Origin of the sequence: Saccharibacillus deserti (assembly GCF_013618475.1) — a bacterium.
GTDB classification, from domain to species: Bacteria; Bacillota; Bacilli; order Paenibacillales; family Paenibacillaceae; genus Saccharibacillus; species Saccharibacillus deserti.
Genome location: NZ_JABJVN010000001.1, coordinates 1,252,802 through 1,271,560, shown reverse-complemented (window position 1 = coordinate 1,271,560; position 18,759 = coordinate 1,252,802). Strand labels below are relative to the sequence as shown.

At 57.5% G+C, this 18,759-nt stretch carries 12 protein-coding genes; 10 read left to right on the top strand and 2 right to left on the bottom strand.

What is annotated here, in order from left to right; translation table 11 throughout:
* Window positions 1-59: 59 nt before the first annotated feature.
* The 9 genes from HOP44_RS05685 to HOP44_RS05645 all read left to right on the top strand — a co-directional run bounded on the left by HOP44_RS05685 (window position 60) and on the right by HOP44_RS05645 (window position 12,950).
* The gene (locus tag HOP44_RS05685; protein WP_172251610.1) at window positions 60-1,889 is read left to right on the top strand and encodes an assimilatory sulfite reductase (NADPH) flavoprotein subunit; all 1,830 of its coding nucleotides are present in this window, start codon (window positions 60-62) and stop codon (window positions 1,887-1,889) included.
* Between the two features lie 65 nt (window positions 1,890-1,954).
* Window positions 1,955-3,709: an assimilatory sulfite reductase (NADPH) hemoprotein subunit gene (gene cysI, locus HOP44_RS05680; RefSeq protein ID WP_172251279.1), complete on the top strand. Its 1,755-nt coding sequence runs from the start codon at window positions 1,955-1,957 to the stop codon at window positions 3,707-3,709.
* A gap of 332 nt (window positions 3,710-4,041) precedes the next feature.
* Window positions 4,042-5,751, top strand: a complete 1,710-nt coding sequence (gene treC, locus HOP44_RS05675; protein ID WP_172251277.1) for an alpha,alpha-phosphotrehalase — start codon at window positions 4,042-4,044, stop codon at window positions 5,749-5,751.
* A gap of 39 nt (window positions 5,752-5,790) precedes the next feature.
* Complete coding sequence (treP, locus tag HOP44_RS05670) at window positions 5,791-7,845, top strand: PTS system trehalose-specific EIIBC component (RefSeq protein WP_172251275.1); 2,055 nt, start codon at window positions 5,791-5,793, stop codon at window positions 7,843-7,845.
* Between the two features lie 168 nt (window positions 7,846-8,013).
* Window positions 8,014-8,739, top strand: coding sequence for a trehalose operon repressor (gene treR, locus HOP44_RS05665; protein WP_172251273.1), 726 nt, complete (start codon window positions 8,014-8,016; stop codon window positions 8,737-8,739).
* A 158-nt stretch (window positions 8,740-8,897) separates the two neighbouring features.
* Window positions 8,898-9,812, top strand: a complete 915-nt coding sequence (locus HOP44_RS05660) for an alpha/beta hydrolase fold domain-containing protein (RefSeq protein WP_172251271.1) — start codon at window positions 8,898-8,900, stop codon at window positions 9,810-9,812.
* Window positions 9,813-10,014: 202 nt separating this feature from the next.
* On the top strand, window positions 10,015-10,392 hold the full coding sequence (locus HOP44_RS05655) for a BlaI/MecI/CopY family transcriptional regulator (RefSeq protein ID WP_172251269.1): 378 nt from the start codon (window positions 10,015-10,017) through the stop codon (window positions 10,390-10,392).
* 5 nt (window positions 10,393-10,397) lie between these two features.
* Window positions 10,398-10,541, top strand: coding sequence for a hypothetical protein (locus HOP44_RS05650; RefSeq protein ID WP_172251267.1), 144 nt, complete (start codon window positions 10,398-10,400; stop codon window positions 10,539-10,541).
* 18 nt (window positions 10,542-10,559) lie between these two features.
* A complete protein-coding gene (locus HOP44_RS05645; protein WP_172251265.1) occupies window positions 10,560-12,950 on the top strand; it encodes a M56 family metallopeptidase in 2,391 nt (796 codons plus the stop codon).
* A 133-nt stretch (window positions 12,951-13,083) separates the two neighbouring features.
* Here the strand turns inward: HOP44_RS05645 and HOP44_RS05640 are convergent, their stop codons facing one another.
* Window positions 13,084-13,962 (bottom strand): amidohydrolase family protein, encoded by an 879-nt coding sequence (locus HOP44_RS05640; RefSeq protein WP_172251263.1) that lies wholly within the window; start codon window positions 13,960-13,962, stop codon window positions 13,084-13,086.
* Complete coding sequence (locus HOP44_RS05635; RefSeq protein WP_172251261.1) at window positions 13,959-17,156, bottom strand: GNAT family N-acetyltransferase; 3,198 nt, start codon at window positions 17,154-17,156, stop codon at window positions 13,959-13,961. Before HOP44_RS05635 ends, HOP44_RS05640 begins: the two co-directional genes overlap by 4 nt.
* 186 nt (window positions 17,157-17,342) lie before the next feature.
* On the opposite strand from HOP44_RS05635, the gene HOP44_RS05630 reads away from it, so the two are divergent.
* Window positions 17,343-18,620, top strand: coding sequence for a S1C family serine protease (locus HOP44_RS05630; RefSeq protein ID WP_172251259.1), 1,278 nt, complete (start codon window positions 17,343-17,345; stop codon window positions 18,618-18,620).
* Window positions 18,621-18,759 lie beyond the last annotated feature (139 nt).

The window sequence follows — 18,759 nt, the reverse complement described above, 5'->3', positions numbered from 1 at the left end:
TGACTACCCGATTTGGATTTCGGATTCAAGCGGGAATGATGCCGTGTGAGGTGGACGATTTGGTATTGAATGTAACGAACAGCCCTTTTAATGAACAGCAGACGGAGCTGCTGAACCGTCTGCTTCCTACTTTGAACGGACACCAGCAGGTCTGGCTGACCGGATACTTGTCGGCCCAGGCAGCCGCCGGCGTGCAGACGCCGGGCATAGCCGTACCTGCGGCGCCGCAGGCGGAAAGCGCGCCGCAGACTCCGTCAGCGCCGCGCGAAGTTACAGTATTGTACGGTTCCCAGACCGGCAACGGCAGCGGTCTGGCCAAGAAGCTGGCGAAGTGCCTCGAAGAACAGCAGGTCAAGACGGAAGTGCTGTCGATGGCCGACTTCAAGCCGAACAATCTGAAGAAAATCGCGAACCTGCTGATTATCGTCAGTACGCACGGCGAAGGCGAACCGCCGGACAACGCGATTTCTTTCCACGAATTTCTGTACAGCAAACGCGCGCCAAAACTGGACAGCCTGAATTATTCCGTGCTGGCGCTCGGCGATACCTCCTATGAATTCTTTTGTCAGACCGGCAAAGATTTCGATACGCGCCTGGCGGAACTTGGCGCTTCGCGCCTGGCCGATCGGGCCGATTGCGACGTGGACTTCGACGAGACGGCCGGCGAATGGATGAAAGCGGTGACGGAAGCGCTCGGCGCCACTCCGGCGGCCGCGGCTTCCGCAGCCGATGCGGCGGCTCCGCTCAGCTCCGACTCGGAATCCGAATACTCGCGCAGCCGTCCGTTCCAGGCGGAAGTGCTGGAGAACCTGAACCTGAACGGCCGCGGCTCCGCCCGCGAGACGCGCCATCTGGAGCTGTCGCTGGAAGGGTCGGGCCTGACTTACGAACCGGGAGACAGTCTCGGCGTCTACCCGGAGAACCATCCGCGCCTTGTGGACGAGATCATCAAAGAGATGGGCTGGGACCCGCAGGAAAATGTGGCAACCGGCAAGAACGGGTCGGCTGCGCTGCGTGAAGCGCTGCATCGCCATTATGAGATTACCGTGCTGACCAAGCCGCTGCTGGAGCAGGCTGCGAAGCTGACCGGAAACGATACGCTTGCCCGTCTGACTTCGCCGGAAGCCGCCGAAGAGCTGCGTGCGTATCTTGGGAATCACGATCTGCTCGACCTGATTCGCGACTTCAACCTGCACGGCAAATCGGCCGCCGAACTGACCGGAATCCTGCGTAAAATGCCGGCCAGGCTGTACTCGATCGCCAGCAGCCCCCAGGCGACGCCGGACGAGGTGCATCTGACCGTGCGGACCGTGCGTTACGCCTGCGGAGGCCGCGACCGCTACGGCGTCTGCTCCGTGCAGATGGCCGAACGCTTGGAGCCGGGTGACCGCCTGCCGGTATTTATCCAGCACAATCCGAACTTCAAGCTGCCGCAGAATCCCGACACGCCGATTATCCTGATCGGACCGGGCACGGGCGTCGCTCCTTTCCGGTCTTTCCTGGCCGAACGCGAAGAGACCGGTTCACGCGGCAAAAGCTGGCTATTTTACGGCGACCAGCATTTCTCGACCGACTTCCTGTATCAGGTGGAATGGCAGCGCTGGATCAAAGACGGCGTACTGACCCGGATGGATGTGGCTTTTTCCCGCGATACGGATCAGAAGGTCTATGTGCAGCACCGGATGCTCGAGAAAAGCAAAGAGCTTTACGAATGGATCGACGGCGGCGCGGCAGTCTACGTATGCGGCGACGAGAAGCACATGGCACACGATGTGCATTCGGCGCTGGAGACGATTATCGCGCAGGGCGGAGGACTCAGTCCCGAGCAGGCGTCCGAATATCTGCTGCGGATGCAGCAGGAGAAACGCTACCAGCGCGATGTGTATTGATCCGGTAAATCGCGGTTTCGCGACAAGGAAACGGTCCGTTTGAACGGGGAAGGAGAGGCTTGATCATGACGCAGCAACCAACACAGGCACCAGAATGGAAAAAGTTCCCGCCGCACGACAGACCGCACAGCGACGTGGAGGATATCAAACGAAATAGCGCTTATCTGCGGGGCAGCCTCGTGGAGACGCTCAAAGACCCGCTGACCGGCTCCATCCCGGAAGACGACAACCGGCTGATGAAGCATCACGGCAGCTATATGCAGGACGACCGCGATCTGCGGGGCGAACGCAGCAAGTCGAAGCTTGAGCCGGCTTACCAGTTCATGCTTCGGGTGCGCGCTTCCGGCGGTGTGGTCACGCCCGAACAATGGCTGATGATGGACCGCATCTCGCACAAATACGGCAACGAAACGATCCGCCTGACGACGCGCCAGTCGTTCCAGCTGCACGGCGTACTCAAGTGGAATCTCAAGAATACGATCCGCGAAGTCAACGAGGCGCTGCTCAGCACGCTTGCCGCCTGCGGCGACGTCAACCGGAACGTGATGTGCAATCCGAATCCGTACCAGTCCGAAATCCATTCGGAAGTGTACGAGTGGGCCGACAAAGTCAGCCGGCATCTCGATCCGCATACCCGCGCTTATCACGAGATTTGGCTTGACGAAGAGAAGGTCGTGGACAGCCGCGATACCGGGACCGAACAGGAACCGATCTATGGTCCGGTCTATCTGCCGCGCAAATTCAAGATCGGCATTGCGGTGCCGCCATCCAACGATGTCGACGTGTTCTCGCAGGATTTGGGCCTGATCGCCATTATCGAACACGGCAAGCTTGCCGGATTCAACGTGACGGTCGGCGGCGGCATGGGGATGTCGCACGGCGACGTGAAGACGTATCCGCAGCTCGGCAAGCTGATCGGCTTCATTACGCCGGAGCAGTCGATCGACCTGGCGGAAAAAGTCGTGACGATTCAGCGCGATTACGGCGACCGTGCGGTACGCAAGCACGCCCGCTTCAAGTACACGATCGACGACCGCGGACTGGACTGGTTCGTGAACGAACTGCACAGCCGCCTCGGCTGGGAACTGGAGCCGGCGCGCGAATTCGGCTTCGACCATAACGGAGACCGTTACGGCTGGATCAAAGGCAGCAACGGCAAATGGCATTTCACGCTGTTCGTGCAAAACGGACGGATCGCCGATTTCGAAGGGTACCCGCTGATGACCGGCCTGCGGGAGATCGCCAAAGAACACGACGGCGATTTCCGGTTGACGGCGAATCAGAACCTGATTATCGGCAGCGTCAGCTCGCAGAAAAAGCGCAAGATCGAACGGCTGATTGCCCAATACAACCTGACGGACGGCGCGCATTATTCCGCGCTGCGCCGCAGCTCGATGGCCTGCGTGTCGCTGCCGACCTGCGGACTGGCGATGGCGGAATCCGAACGTTATCTGCCGGGCCTGATCGACAAGCTGGAAGCGATGCTGGAACAAGAAGGGCTGCGCGACAAAGAAATCGTGATCCGGATGACCGGATGCCCGAACGGCTGCGCCCGCCCGATGCTGGCGGAGCTGGCTTTTATCGGCAAGGGACCGGGGAAATACAATATGTATCTCGGCGGTGCGCACGACGGGGCAAGACTCAACAAGATGTACAAGGAAAACATCGGCGAAGAAGAGATTCTCGCTTCATTGAAACCGATCATCGGGCGCTACGCGAAAGAACGGCTGGACGGCGAGCATTTCGGCGACTTCACCGTTCGCGCCGGCTACGTGGAAGCGGTACATGACGGACGACAGTTCCACGCCCGGAACGCTTAACCGAACAAGACGAAAAGCAAAGCCCACCGGCTTTCCGCTTTTCGTCTTTTTTTTAGCGTGGACAGATTCCTGATTTTGGGTAATGAAGATATAAAGCGGGCACAGGACCTTGGCAGCCGTAAACAATTCGGAAAAATCCGAAAAACCTGTTTGCTCGCTGTGTTCGGATGGTTATATATAGACAGGTTGACTTCATGTATATACAAGGTTACAATCGTTTCGGAAACATACTTGTATATACATGATGGGTATAGGCTGCGGCTATTTGATAACTGCGAATGCGATTCCGAAGAGTCTACGGCTTCTGGATATACCCGAAGGAGGCACGCGGCATGACAGCAGAGCAAACAAACAGCAAATCGGAATGGTGGCGCAGATCGGTCGTTTATCAGGTGTATCCGCGCAGTTTCAACGATACGACGGGCAGCGGAGTCGGCGATATCCGCGGATTGACGGAGAAGCTGGACTATCTCAAGGACCTTGGCGTGGACATTGTCTGGCTGCAGCCGGTTTACGTCTCGCCCCAGAACGATAACGGTTACGATGTCGCGGATTATCGGTCCATCGATCCGATGTACGGAACCATGGAAGACTTCGACGAACTTGCCGCCGGCTTGAAAGCCCGCGATATGCACCTGATGCTCGATATCGTGGTCAATCATTCTTCGACGGAGCATCAGTGGTTCCGGGAGTCGAGAAAGTCGATCGACAATCCGTATCGCGACTATTACATCTGGCGGGACCCCGCTCCGGGCGGAGGCGTGCCGAACAACTGGCAGTCCAAGTTCGGCGGATCGGCATGGCAGTACGACCAAGCGACCGGGCAGTATTTTCTGGCTCTTTTCGACAAGACGCAGGCCGATCTGAACTGGGAAAATCCGAAAGTCCGGCAGGAAGCGGCGGATCTGATGAGATTCTGGGCGGACAAAGGCGTCGACGGATTCCGCATGGACGTCATCAATCTGATCTCTAAAGACCAGGATTTCCCCGACGACGACGGATCGATCATGACGGGCGACGGCAGAAGGTATTATACCGACGGACCGAGAGTGCACGAATACATCAAAGAGCTGTATGAACGGGTCTACGGTCCTTACGATCTGATTACCGTCGGCGAAATGTCGTCCACGACGCTCCAGCACTGCATCCGGTATTCGAATCCGGCGGAACGGGAGTTCTCGATGACGTTCAACTTCCACCATCTGAAGGTCGATTATCCGCAGGGTAAAAAGTGGGAATTGATGCCTTACGATTTCGAGGCGCTCAAGACTCTTCTGTCTTCGTGGCAGGTCGGCATGCAGGAAGGCGGAGGCTGGAACGCGCTGTTCTGGAACAATCACGATCAGCCGCGCGCCCTGTCCCGTTTCGCGGACGACGGCCGCTGCCGCGTCGCAAGCGCGAAGATGCTGGCGACAACGCTGCACGGCCTGCAGGGAACGCCTTATGTATTCCAGGGCGAAGAGATCGGCATGCCGAATCCGAACTGGCACGATATCTCGGAGTTCCGGGATATTGAATCGAAGAACATGTACCGCCTGATGATCGAGATGGGCAAATCGCCGGAGGAAGCGTTCGAGATCATCGCCAAACGTTCCCGGGACAATGCCCGTACGCCGATGCAGTGGAACTACGGCCCGCAGGCCGGTTTTACCGACGGCACGCCGTGGATCAAAGTGGACGAGCGTTATCCGCAGATCAATGTCAAAATGCAGCGCGAAGATCCGAATTCGGTATTCAGCCATTACAAGACGCTGATTCATCTGCGCAAGACGGAGGATGTCCTGACCGACGGACGTTACATTCGGCTGGACGACAATCATCCGCAGGTATTCGCATACGCCCGCAGCAATGATCGGGATACCCTGGTCGTGGTGTCGAACTTCACCGGCGAAGAAACGGAATTTGTACTGCCGGAATCTCACCGTGCGCTTGCGGACTCGCCTGCCGAACTTCTGTCCGGCAACATGGAGGAAGTACCGGACTGGAGCGGAGCCATGAAGCTTGCGGCGTACGCTTCGTTTATGTGGATCGTCCGGGGGTAATCCCCCCGGTATTTTATAAGAGAGAATGGGGATGAGAGAATGTCGGTAAAAAGAGAGGATGTCGAGAAGATTGTCCAGGCCATAGGCGGCAAAGACAATATCGAAGTCGCGACGCACTGCGTCACGCGGCTTCGTTTCTCGCTCGTGGACGAAAGCAAGGTCGACAAACAAGCGTTGGACGATAATGAGCTGGCAAAAGGTTACTTTTCTACGCAGGGCCAGTTCCAGGTCATTATCGGTCCCGGTATCGTCGACAAAGCCTATGAAGAATTGATAGCGATTACCGGAGGCCAACGCGCCACCAAAGACGATGTCAAATCGGCGGCGATCAAGCATAAGAGTCCTGTCCAGCAGTTTATCAAGACGCTGTCCGATATCTTCATCCCGCTGCTGCCGGCACTCGTAACAGCCGGTCTGCTGCTCGGGATCAACAACCTGCTCACGGGTAAAGACATTTTCTTCGCCAGCAAAGCACTGATCGAAGTCTACCCGCAGTGGGCCGACTTTGCGGCTATCGTCAATACGATCGCCAGCACCGCGTTCACATTCCTTCCTGCGCTCGTCGGCTGGTCGGCGGCGACAAGGTTCGGCGGCAGTCCGCTGCTCGGCGTGGTCCTCGGCTTGATTCTCGTCAATCCGGGTCTGCTGAGCGCTTATAGTTATGCGGAAGCCGTGAATGCAGGCACCGTACCAACCTGGAACTTGTTCGGGCTGCATATCAATGCGGTCGGTTATCAGGGGCAGGTACTGCCGATGCTCGTCGCGGCCTATGTGCTGGTCGTGATCGAAAAATGGCTGAACCGTAAAGTACCCGATTCGCTCAAGCTGCTCGTTGTGGCTCCGGTGGCGCTGCTCGTAACCGGTTTCCTGGCTTTTGTCATCATCGGACCGGTTACGTTCACACTGGGCAACTGGCTGACAGACGGTGTCGTATGGCTGTTTGACACGGTACCTTGGCTTGGCGGTCTGCTGTACGGCGGTCTGTACGCGCCGCTCGTTATCACGGGGATGCACCATACGTTCCTCGCGGTCGATCTGCAGCTGATTAACTCGACCGGCGGTACGTTCCTCTGGCCGATGCTGGCGCTGTCCAATATCGCGCAGGGTTCTGCGGCACTTGCCATGATGTTCGTGATCCGTTCGCAGAAAATGAAAAGCTTGTCTGCGACAACTTCCATTACGGCGTTCCTGGGCGTTACGGAACCTGCGGTATTCGGGGTTAACGTACGCTTCAAATATCCGCTGTTCATGGGTATGCTCGGTTCGGCACTCGGCGGGATCCTGCTGACCATGAACAATGTACGTGCCTTTGCCGTCGGCGTCGGCGGTCTGCCGGGCTTCCTGGCGGTTAACGTCGGCGACTGGAGCATCTTCTTTATCGGTATGGCGATCTGTTTGGTGCTTCCCTTTGTCGGGACTATCGTCTACGGCAAGATTGTGACCCGCAAGCAGTCCGCTTCCGGCGAAGAGCTTGAAGAAGATCTGGCGGAGCGCGATGTGAAAAAAGTAGAGAATGCGACCAGCCCGATTCCAAACAGCGGAAATACGGTAGTCTCGCACGCTTCTACAACGGCTGCAGGTACGGCCGGTGCGGCTTTGGCAGACAAAGACGCGGTCAACGTGCTCGATCTGCTCGCTCCGATCCAGGGCAGAGCCGTTTCGCTCGACAAAGTGCCGGATCCGGCTTTTGCCGAGAAACAAATGGGTGACGGTATTGCGATCGAACCGTCGGAAGGCCGGGTAGTGGCTCCGTTCGACGGAACGGTTGCGCATGTCATCGACAAGAGCAAGCATGCGGTCATTCTGGAACACGCCACCGGCGTTCAGGTTCTGATCCATGTCGGGATCGACACGGTCGGTCTCAAAGGCAGCGGCTTCAAAGCCCATGTCGCCACAGGAGATGTGGTCAAAGCCGGTCAGCTGCTGCTCGAATTCGATCGGGAAGTGATTACCGCAGGCGGATATTCGACCATCTCGCCGGTTATCGTTCCGGTCGGGCAGGATATCGTCGCAAGCATCGAAGAACTGACGGGTGAAGCGGAAGCGGGCAAAACGCCGGTTCTGCGCGTACACCTGACAGGTGCCGAAGATTAATTTCCTTTTCGCGGCGAAAGATTGGATAAGAGCAAGATCGACGGTCCGCCGCCCGGTTTCGAACCGGGAGGCGGACCGTTTTTGGGGAAAGAGGCGGCGGCTGCGGACGTGACGAACATCTTTGCTTTTTCACAAAATCCCCCGTAAAATGGGTCACGGTGATCAACGATGAATAAAAACATTTTCTCGCAAATTTATAGCGATTATACGCAGCGGATCGAGACCGGTCTGCTCAAGTCGGGAATCAAGCTGCCTTCCGAGAACGAAATTGCGGCGGAATACGGTACCTCGAGAGAAACGGTCCGCAAAGCGCTGCATCTGCTGTCGCAAAACGGCTACATTCACAAGATCAGAGGCAAAGGGTCTTTTGTACTCGATATGAATCGAATGGAATTTCCGATCTCCGGCCTGGTCAGCTTCAAAGAGGTATCGGAACGCCTGGGCCGCACGGTGCGCACGCTGGTACATGAGACCGTCCGGATCCCTTGTCCGCGGAGCGCGGCACGCCAACTGCAGGTGAGGGAAACCGAACCGATCTGGAAAGTCGTCCGCGCCCGCGAGATCGAAGGGGAGAAAGTGATTCTGGACAAGGATTATTTCCTGGCTTCGCTTATCCCCGAGTTGACCGAAGAAATCGCGAGCCAATCGATTTATGCGTATCTGGAAGGCGAGTTATCGCTGAAGATCGCGTATGCCAAAAAAGAGATTTCGGTCGAACAGGTCTCGGAAGAGGATAAACGGCTGCTGGACCTGGCGCGCGATACGCATATCGTGGTCGTGCGCAACTATGTGCATTTGGAAGACACGACGTTATTCCAATACACCGAATCCCGGCACCGGCTGGACAAGTTCCAGTTTGTGGACTTTGCGCGCAGGGTGCTGCCGGACGAATGAATGGATCGGCGCGGTTAGCTTCCGGCCGATCGGGATGCACGCCAATGTCGGATCGCTTATTATAGAGGGAAGAGACCGAAAAGCCTGCGCGGTATCGATCCGCGCAGGCTTTTTCATGGAATAAAAGTTGGTCAGACGAAACAGTGGGGAGAGAAAAGATGAAACTTCAAAACACGGCATGGATATTTGCCATGCTTGCCAGGCTGTCCGTCTACCGAAAAATCTATGACGGCCGGCAGATAGTGCGTCTATACCTGAAGTATAGACGCAGGAGAAACGAAAAGCCTTATAAAATTCGAGGAATACTGCGAAGATCGGGACATGTGCATGTCATTAGGCAGGGCGGGATGGAAGTGCTTCGTCTGCGCCGTCCCGATCGCAGAAATGATCGGCATATCCTGTATCTGCACGGCAGCGGCTATGTCATGCAGCCGACTTTTTTTCATCGTAAATTTTTTCTGGAACTGGGCCGCAGATATGAAGCCGAAGTTCGGATGCCTCTTTATCCGAAAGCGCCGAATGCCCATTTTGCGGAAACATCGGAGAAACTTATTCGGCTGTATGCCGAACTCCTTGCCGAAACGGAGCCGGCCAATATCGTCATTGCCGGGGATTCTTCGGGTGGTGCATCTGCTTTGGCATTGGCCCAAAGCCTGCTTGGTAAGGGAATGCCGCAGCCGGGACGCCTGCTGTTGATTTCTCCCGTATTGGATTCGAGCATGATAAATCCGGATATTCCTCCGTTGGAACCGAAAGATCCTCTCCAAGTGGTATCTGCTATCCGGGAATTCGGCAAAGCCTGGGCAGGCGGACAGGATTTGACCCATCCGGGAGTCAGTCCCTTATATGGACCGGTGCAGGGATTGGCCGATATGGTTCTGGTAGCCGGAACTTCGGAGATTCTGCTGCCCGATATACGGCGGTTACAAAAACGGATAGAAGTCGAGGGGGGACAGGTACAGCTGTTTGAATATGACGGGATGATGCATGACTTTCCTCTTCTGCCGATCCCCGAGGCGGACCGGGTATTGAAGCAGATCGGCGATGTACTGTACGTGAAGCCGGTGAAATGAGTGGATGTTCATCGAATATAAAAATCCGGTCCTTCGAAAGCGGACCGGATTTTTGTGCGGAATCCGAAGTGGATCGCTTCGTCAGTATATCCAAAGGCGGGCGTCCGCAATCGACCTCTTGACCTCATTGGATTACAAGTGTAGTATTAATTTCAAGGATTACGATCGTAGTCAAATGTTTGAAAAAGAACGGAGGCGCATGATGGATCGATCGATTCCCCGTATTTCGGATGCGGAATGGGAAGTGATGAAAGTGCTGTGGGCCGGCTCGCCCCGAACGGCAAACGATATTATTCGGGAGCTGGAAGGAAGCCGGAAGTGGAATCCCAAGACGGTCCGTACTTTGATCAAGCGTCTGACCGAGAAAAAAGCGGTCGGCTACAAGCAGGAAGGGCGTATCTATGCCTACTATCCGAAGGTGCAGGAAGAAGAGTGCGTACGGTCCGAGACGAGTTCGTTTCTTCAGCGCGTTTACGGAGGAACAATGCGTCCCATGCTGGCGCATTTCCTGCGCGACGAGAAGCTGACGAAGGAAGACATCGACGAGCTGCGCAAAATTCTGGACGAGCGAAAGGACTGAATGCGGTGCTGAGCGCATTGGAAGGATGGTTTGGGCGGATGCTGATGCTGTCGGCGGCCGCGAGCGTAGGGCGCGGCGAAGGCAAGCCGACGATCAAAGCGGATCTATTCGCGGGAATGTGGGAACAAGTTGCCGCTGTAGGTGAATAGGCGAAAGGATGAAGAAACATGAACCATACGATAAATGTTTTGCTGGAAGGATTGAAAGCGGGATTCCAAGAAGTTCTGCTGCTCTCCGCGATGGCGAGCCTGCTTGCCTTGGTGGTTCTCATTCTTCGCCGGCTGCTGCAGCCTCTCATAAGACCGGGCTGGATGTACCTGCTGTGGCTGCCGCTGTTTCTCAGGCTGCTTATTCCGTGGTCTCCGGAAAGTCCAATGAGCCTGTACGGGTGGCTGCCTCAATCCTGGTCGAACGTTCTCAACACCGGGCAGACGACACAGGCTGATCCCGGGCAGCCTTTGGCGAATGCGCCGAAAGAAACCGAACCGAAAGCTTCGAACGCAGTCCAAACGGTTCCTTTTCCCGCAATCGTACAAAACTTAGACGGATCGGAGCAGCCGAAAACTTTTGCGAACCCGGGTAACGTTTACTCTGAAGCACAGCATATCTCCGGCTCTGTTCATCTTGATGGGTGGTCGGCGGCCGCGCTAATCTGGCTGACGGGTGCGCTCGCCTGGATCATTACGGGATGTACAGCCGGAACGGGGTTCAAGCGTCGTCTTCGTCGGGATTCCAACCTCATGCTCCCGGATAGGAATCATGTCCTGGAACTGATTGAATTCTGCCGCGAACGGCTTGCTCTTCGCCGATCGCCGCGGCTTATCTTCACGGAGGCCGTATCGGTTCCAACCGTATTCGGCGTCTTCCGTCCGCTTTTGCTGCTTCCACCGGGACTGATTTCTTCCCTGGACCCACAACATCTGCGTCATGTGCTGCTGCATGAACTGTCGCATATTAAGCGGCGCGATATCGCTGTGAATATACTGGCGGCGCTGCTGAGTGCCCTGCATTGGTTTAATCCGCTGCTGGCATTCGCTTTTCGCAAATTGAGGGAAGACCAGGAGACAGCCTGCGACGAAATGGCGCTTGGCCGGCTCCCGGTGGAAGAACGTCGGGAATACGGTTTGACGCTGATCGCACTGCTTGAACGTGGCGCTGCCCCGGTCAAGCTGTCAGGGGCTTCGAGCCTGTGGAGCAGCCGCAAAGAAATGCACAGGAGAATGACTATGATTGCCAAATATCGTAAACCTACGCGGCAAAGTCTAGTAGGTGGAACCCTGGCTGTGCTGCTGCTCGGCGGCTGTGCGATGACCGGCCCCGCCACGCAAAACAAAGCGTCCGATCCCGAGCCGGCTTCGACTGCCGCTTCGACTGAAATGCCTGCCAGCCAATCAATAAACGAAGCTTCCAACGGAGCGTCGGCGGAACCTCCTTCCAACAAACGGCTAAGCCAACGGGTGGAGGTGCCCGCTGTCGGTGAAGAAGGCTATAAACTATCGGCTTATGACGACCTTTCTGTCCATGTGTCTAAAGGAACCGATCCGGATCATCCTATACGGAGCCGGTTTACGATCCGGAAGGAAAAGGGTACTGCCGTATCCTATGTCTGGAACTACGAGCCGGAAGGAGGCACCAAGTCGGTGCTGATTTCACGGACAGATCTGAACGGGGATGGAAAAGAAGAGATTCTGCTGATCGTGCCAACCGGAAGCGGAACGGAGTTAAGTCTGCAGGAAGCGCATGTGCTCGATGGCGAGACGCTGGACGAGATTCCGGTCGAAGATCCGGTCGCGCATTTGCAGCAAGCGATGAAATCTTCTATCGTGCAGCAGAACGGAGCTGCGATTCTGAATGCGGAGTTGAACGGGACTCATGTAACCAAGCGCTACAAAGATATCGGCAGCGGCAAACATATTTTCGATCAAGTCGGCTTCGGTGCGATCGACTATTATGCACTCGCCGGAGATGCGCTGACGGCAAGGCTCGAAGGACGGGCAGGGGTCGTCGAATTTCCGCTAACGGTCATCGTGACCTATGACAAAGACCTGTCGATTGCCGAAACGAAAGTCATTGCAAACGGGGGGCTGGGTTATACGGATACCGAACTTCCCGCGGCGATTGCGCAGCGAATAGGCATCGAAGATCCCCAAGCAGCGGAAGGTTGGAATGTAAGTGGGGACAATGGCGTATACCGTATCGGTGTTCCCGCCAGCAGCGAATCCTCCGGTCAGGGAAGCTCCTATGGAGTGAATGCTTCGACAGGTACCGTATTCGACGGAACGTCGGGCTCGCCGATCCTGACGCTTGCCCGAATATCCGGGGAAGAAAGCGGGATCGATACGGAAGGACTGATGTCTTCCGACGGCACCGTTTACCTTGCGGCGCTGGACAAACGACTCCGCTTCTTGGCAGAGAACGCGGGGTGGACGCCCATCGGGGATGATTGGATAGATGGATTCGACGGCGACGGAAACGTGCTGTGCCGCGTCGAATGGAACGGCCGGCAGATTCTCGTGAAAGTGGATGTGTTTACCGGCTTGTGGTCGGAAACGCAGTAAGCGGCTCGAATAAGCAGATACAGTCGGGTACGCGGTCCCAGCCTCGCATGGCGCGGCCTCTGACCCGGATATCATAGAAAAACCTCGATTCCCGCCATCAAGCGGAGATCGAGGTTTTTGTTATAGACTGAAGTCAATCCCGCGGAAGCTGCTCTTTGAGCTTCGGGAACACGTCCAGCGCGTTTTGGTAGAATACGTGATGCCAATATTTCTCCGGAATCAGATGCTTCACGAACCGGATATACGAATCGATCGGAATCAGCGGCCAATCCGTACCGAAGACGAGCCGGTCGTACCGCTCCGCGAACACGATCGCCCGCTTGAAGTGGTCGACGTAGGTCTGCTCGGTCAGCATGCGGGTGATCTTGTCGTCGTCGCCGACAAACCAGCCGGACAGGTCCGCGTACAGATTCGGGTTTTTCTCCAGCATGGCGGCCGTGTCCATCACCCACGGATCGCCGAGATGGCAGATCATGAAGGTGATGTCCCGGTGCGCCAGCAGCGCTTCTTCCATCGACAGCGGATGCGAATATTTCAGCAGTCCGCGGTCGGAGTAGGTGAGGCCTCCGTGAATGACGATCGGAAGCTTGTAGCGGGAAGCCAGCGCATAGACCGGATCGTAGATCGGGTCGTTGACGGCAAAATGGTAATAGCCCGCATACAGCTTGATGCCGACCGTTTTCGGATGCTGCAGCGAACGCTCCAGCGCTTCGAGCTGCCCGGGTTCGTGCAGGGTATGCGGATTGATGCCGGCGCATTCGAATACGTTGGCCGGCAGCGTATCGAGCGTACCGCCTCCAAGGTCCAGTCCCATCGGATTGGCCGACGCATGGTCGGGGAAGCCGCCCGGAGTCGTCTCGGTCACGCCCATGCCGACCGCGGCTACGACGCCGGCCCGGCGGAATTCGTCCGCCAGTCCTTCCGGCGTATAACTCAGGCGCGACACGTCGGCGGCCGTCTGATGGAAACTTTCGATTTCGGAGTAATGGATATGGGCGTCGATGATTTTCATGATGAAGTCTCCTCCCGTTTAAAAGAAATGCGGCGCAGGGCAAGCAGTTCGTCATCCTGCGGATCGAGATCGGTCAGTAGGTAAAAGTACGGTCCGGCGAAGCTGTACGCGCCGTCTCGGCCGTCGAAGCGGTCGTCGCAAGCGATGCCGGCCAGTTCGTTCAGCAGCACGCCGTACTGGCGCAGGGGACCTTCAAGTCCGGGAACGACGAGCAGCCGTTCTTCGCGCTCGGCGGAGAACAGGCGCAGCACGCCTTCGAACTCCACGTCGATATCGTATTTGCCGGTTTTGTAGACGACCTTTTCGCCGCGGAAGTCCCGCACTTCGAACCGTCCGTCCTTGAGGTCGGCCGAGCTGGAAAAGAACGAGCTTTTGTTGAGCAAAGCATTGGCGATTGGGAGGCCGGTATTCTGCTCGACTTCCGTCGTGTAAGCCATGACCGGAGAACCGGAGCGCAGCAGGAAGTACTGATGGTACGTAAGGCCTTTGAACGATTCGTTTTGCCCGATGCGTACCGTAAGCTTAAGCCCCGACCATACATTGCCGAGATTGTCGGTCAATGCGGCAAAGTCCGCTTCGATCTGCTCTTCCATGACCGAACGGTCCGTCATGCCGACGGGCACGCCGGAAACGCCGCCGAACCACGGATTCCAGAACGATTTCGGTCCGGCCTGCGGGAACGAAGTATCCAGCCATTCGCGGCCCTGATAGCGAAGAGAATAGAGAGCCGGTCCAAAGGCGGGAGAGACCCGAAGGGTCAAAAGGCCGTTGTCGGCTTCGAACGCGTCCAATCCCCGATCCGTCAGTTTCCGTGTACGGATTGGCTGCTCGCCGCCTGCGGCAGCGGGGAATACCAACTGGCGGCGGCTCAGCGAGAAGGCGTCCATATCGAAATCGAACGTCACGATATCGGCTTCCGGCCGCCCGGCCAATTCTATCTTGCGGGAGGCCTGACGCAGTTCAAGCGACGGATCGGCGTACAGCTCCGTATCCGCGATGGCTCCAAGTTTCGACGCAAGGCGCAGCGTACCCTTCAAATTGACGTCTTTGCGTTCCAGCAGCGCCGCTTCGAACGTATCCGGAAGAAAGGGATTGCCGGCGTTCAGCGAAGCTTCCATATGCTCGTTTCTTAACGACGGGGCATGGGACGAACGTTCTTCCTGGGATGACGGCCAGCTCAGGTGCGGAGCCAACCCTCCGCTCTGCAGGGCGTGGGCGCGCAGCTCCCGCCAATCGCCGAATGTACCGACGGACAAGCTCAGCGGAGCGGTTTCTGCCGAATCGCCCGGATTCAGCGGTCCGATCGGCTGTTCCAACGCGTATCCCCAGCCGCTGCGGACAGGGCGGAGCGGCTGGGGCCAGACGATGCCGCAGGCCGCAGACGGCCAACGGAAAAATATCCAGTTCTCGGTCAGCCGCTCCGGTTTCCAATAATCTCGGTTGATCGAGTCGGCTCCGGTACCCAGATCGTGGAAAGCGCCGTCATAAGGCAGGACGGCTTCCCGGAACGAGACCGGCAACGCTAACTTGAGCTTCAGGTCTTCGGGAAGAGGATCTCCGTCGAGGCGAAGAATCCGGTGCGACAGCTTCAGTATCCCGCCGGAAGCCAATTCCGCAACGAGGGTTACCCGGACGCCGGCCGGCTCTTCCCACTCGTAATCCGCTTCGAGCACGAGGAATTCGTCATGCTGTTTGAAACGGACGTCCGACGGCTTCCGTTCGATAAAGCGGTCGCTGAACGGAGGTCCGAGCTTCGGCAGGCCGAACTCGAAGGGCGCCCCCTGCTGCCCGGCGGTTCGCAGACTGAGCCGATGGCTGGATTTGTGCAAACGAACCGTTACCGGACCGTTTCCGAGCATCCATTCGCGCGGCGTTTCTCCTTGGAAAAATCCGGTTCGGGCAGGGAAGACCGCTTCCAATTCGCCGCGGACCTCGAAGGTCTCGCCGCCCGATGTCACGGCGATCCTTACATCCGAAGCGGCGATTCCGGGCCGGCGCACAAGCGCGGCAAGCGAGGCGGAAGTCCGCCCGCCCGCAGGCAGGTACATCGCAAGCGTCGAAGGACGGAACGAAACGGCTTCCGATTCCGGCAGCGTGACTTCGATCTCGGCGTCTTCCGCGAAGCGGCTCTCGAATCCGAGCTGGACTTCGCTCTCGCCGCCCGGATAAGCAAGCGCGGAAGCCGTGACCGCCGTCAGCTTGATCGGGAATACCGGCGCGATCCCCGTCTTGAACGAAGCGGTGCGTCCGTTGATGGTCAGTTCCGCTTCCACGCCGGGATGTGTTCGCTGCGCGCTCGGCTCTTCCGGCATTTCCTTGAGTTCGAACAATCCTTCGATTTCGCGTACACTGCCCGCTTCCTGCAGAGTAGCCGATGCGTTCAGATCGAACGCTACGCCTTTGCCGTTCCTGCCCGCGATCTTCACTTCCAGCGGAGCGCCGCTTTTGTTGACAATCCGGTACGTGACCGGGTAGCTGCGTCCGAACGGCAGACGGTGCCGCCCGATGACGGATTCGACGGCGTAGTCGTCCGTTTCGATTCTGCGCAGCCCGCGCCCCGTGCGTTCGAACTGCATGGTCAGATTACGCCCGTCTTTTTCCCAGGTATACGTGAAAAAGTCGAATCCGTTCTCGCGTTCGCCGTCGGGATAGACCGACAGGTCGCGTCTGCCGTCGGCGTACCAGTCCGCCGTCTCGAAGAACGGCGCGACCGCTTCCGTATTCAGCACGCTCGGGATAAAGTTCATCAAATGCGTGGTATCGTCGCGTTTTTCCCAGAAAAATCCGCATTTCTTGTACGCGGGAACGGCTTTGGTATTGCCTGCCCACGTATAGAGATCGAGCCGGGGCCAGCCCATTTCGATCGTGCGGCGGACGGCATTGAGCACCAGCGCCTTGCCGACTTTTTGTCCGTGGTAATCGGGACGCACGTTCAGGAGCGGAATATACAAGGCTCCTTCGTCTTCCTGGTAATAGGAGAAACTGCAGAAGCCGACGACGGTCTCGCCGTCGAGCGCGAGGAAGGTGTGCAGGTCGGTGCTGCGTTCCTGCTTCTCCCGCGTTTCTTCTTCCGTATGGACGTAGCCGTCTCCGCCCCAGCTCTCGCTGCTGCGATTCCACATCTCCGCCAGCGACGCCGCGTGCTTGGGTCCGTATTCGACGATCCGGATCGTTCCTGTTTCCGCAAAGCTCATGTTCGGCCTCCTTGCATAACTCCGATTGGATTTATTATACCCTGCCAGTATAAGCGAAAACTGGCTGCGATTCCAGAAAAGCCCGGTTCATGGACGTTTACGCTCAGGCTTCTCCGGGTATGAGACATTAGGAAAGATTATCCCAGTCGTCAATACCCCAAATCTTATTCGAAAGGACGGAGGCTAATGGAATATCGCAGCAGTGGGCCCGAAGGAAGCCCTCCGCGCCGCTCAAAAGGAAGCCGATGGGGTTATTTCCTGTCAAGCCTGATCGGATTGATTGTCGGAGCGCTGCTCGTGGCGCTGATTCTGCCCCGTACCGGGCTGATAGACGGCGAATCGTCCGCGAACACGGAAGCACAGCCGGGCGCAGAGCAGCAAACGTCGGCGCAGCCGATGTCCAGCCCGGTGGATACGCCGGAAGAGCAGGAAGCGCAGCCGGCTTCTCTGACTCTGGCCGAAGGCACGGATGTGCCGGGCGTCGTGGAGCGAATCGGAGGCGCTATTGTAGGGATCACCAATATCCAGAGCCGCGGCGGCGGCGGGATGTTCGGGATGCAGGAAGACGCAGCCGGGGTACCGGTCGGCACCGGCTCGGGCGTCATTTACAAGAAAGAAGGCGATCTGGCGTATATCGTCACGAATAATCACGTGGTTGCCGGTTCCAACCAGCTTGAAGTCACGCTGGCGGACGGAACGGATGTCGAAGGGAAGCTTGTCGGCACCGACGTCTGGACCGATCTGGCCGTGGTGACCATGGATGCCTCGGCGGCGGATACCCTTGTCGAATTCGGGGATTCCTCGGCGCTGAGAGCGGGGCAGCCGGTCATCGCGATCGGCAACCCGTTGGGGCTGGAATTTGCCGGTTCGGTGACGACGGGAGTCGTATCCGGGCTTGAGCGCGTAGTGCCTGTCGATGTGAACGAAGACGGACAGCCGGATTTCCAATCCGAAGCGATCCAGACGGATGCCGCGATCAATCCGGGCAACAGCGGAGGCGCACTGCTTGATGCTTCCGGCAAACTGATCGGAATCAACTCGGCCAAGATCAGCACGGAGACAGTCGAAGGGATTGGCCTGGCCATTCCGATCGATATTGCCGTCCCGATCATCGAGCAGCTTGAAGCAAACGGCGAAGTGCAGCGGCCGACTATGGGCGTGACCACGGTCGATCTGGCTTCGATCCCGTCTGCCTATTATCAATCGGACCTGGGCCTGCCGGCGGACGTGACGGCCGGGGCCGTGGTGCAGCGCGTGCTGCCCAACTCGGCGGCCGCGCAGGCGGGGCTTCGCGAGTTGGATGTCATCACGAAGGTCGACGGACAGGAGATCCGGAGTTCCGGCGATCTCCGGCAGCATCTCTTTACGCAGAAGAAAGTCGGGGACCGGATGGAAGTGGCCTTCTACCGCGGAGGACGGGAGGAGCAGGTGACGCTGTCGCTGACGGATAATCCGCAAATCTGACCCTATCCCGGCAGGAGCTGCGCATCACCCAAAATTGTCCGGAAGAAGCCGCGAACCCGCGCGGCTTCTTCTTTTTCAGAAAAAGAAAGCGTTTACTATATCGGCGCGGAGGAGTAAAATCAAGGTATACCCCGCCAAG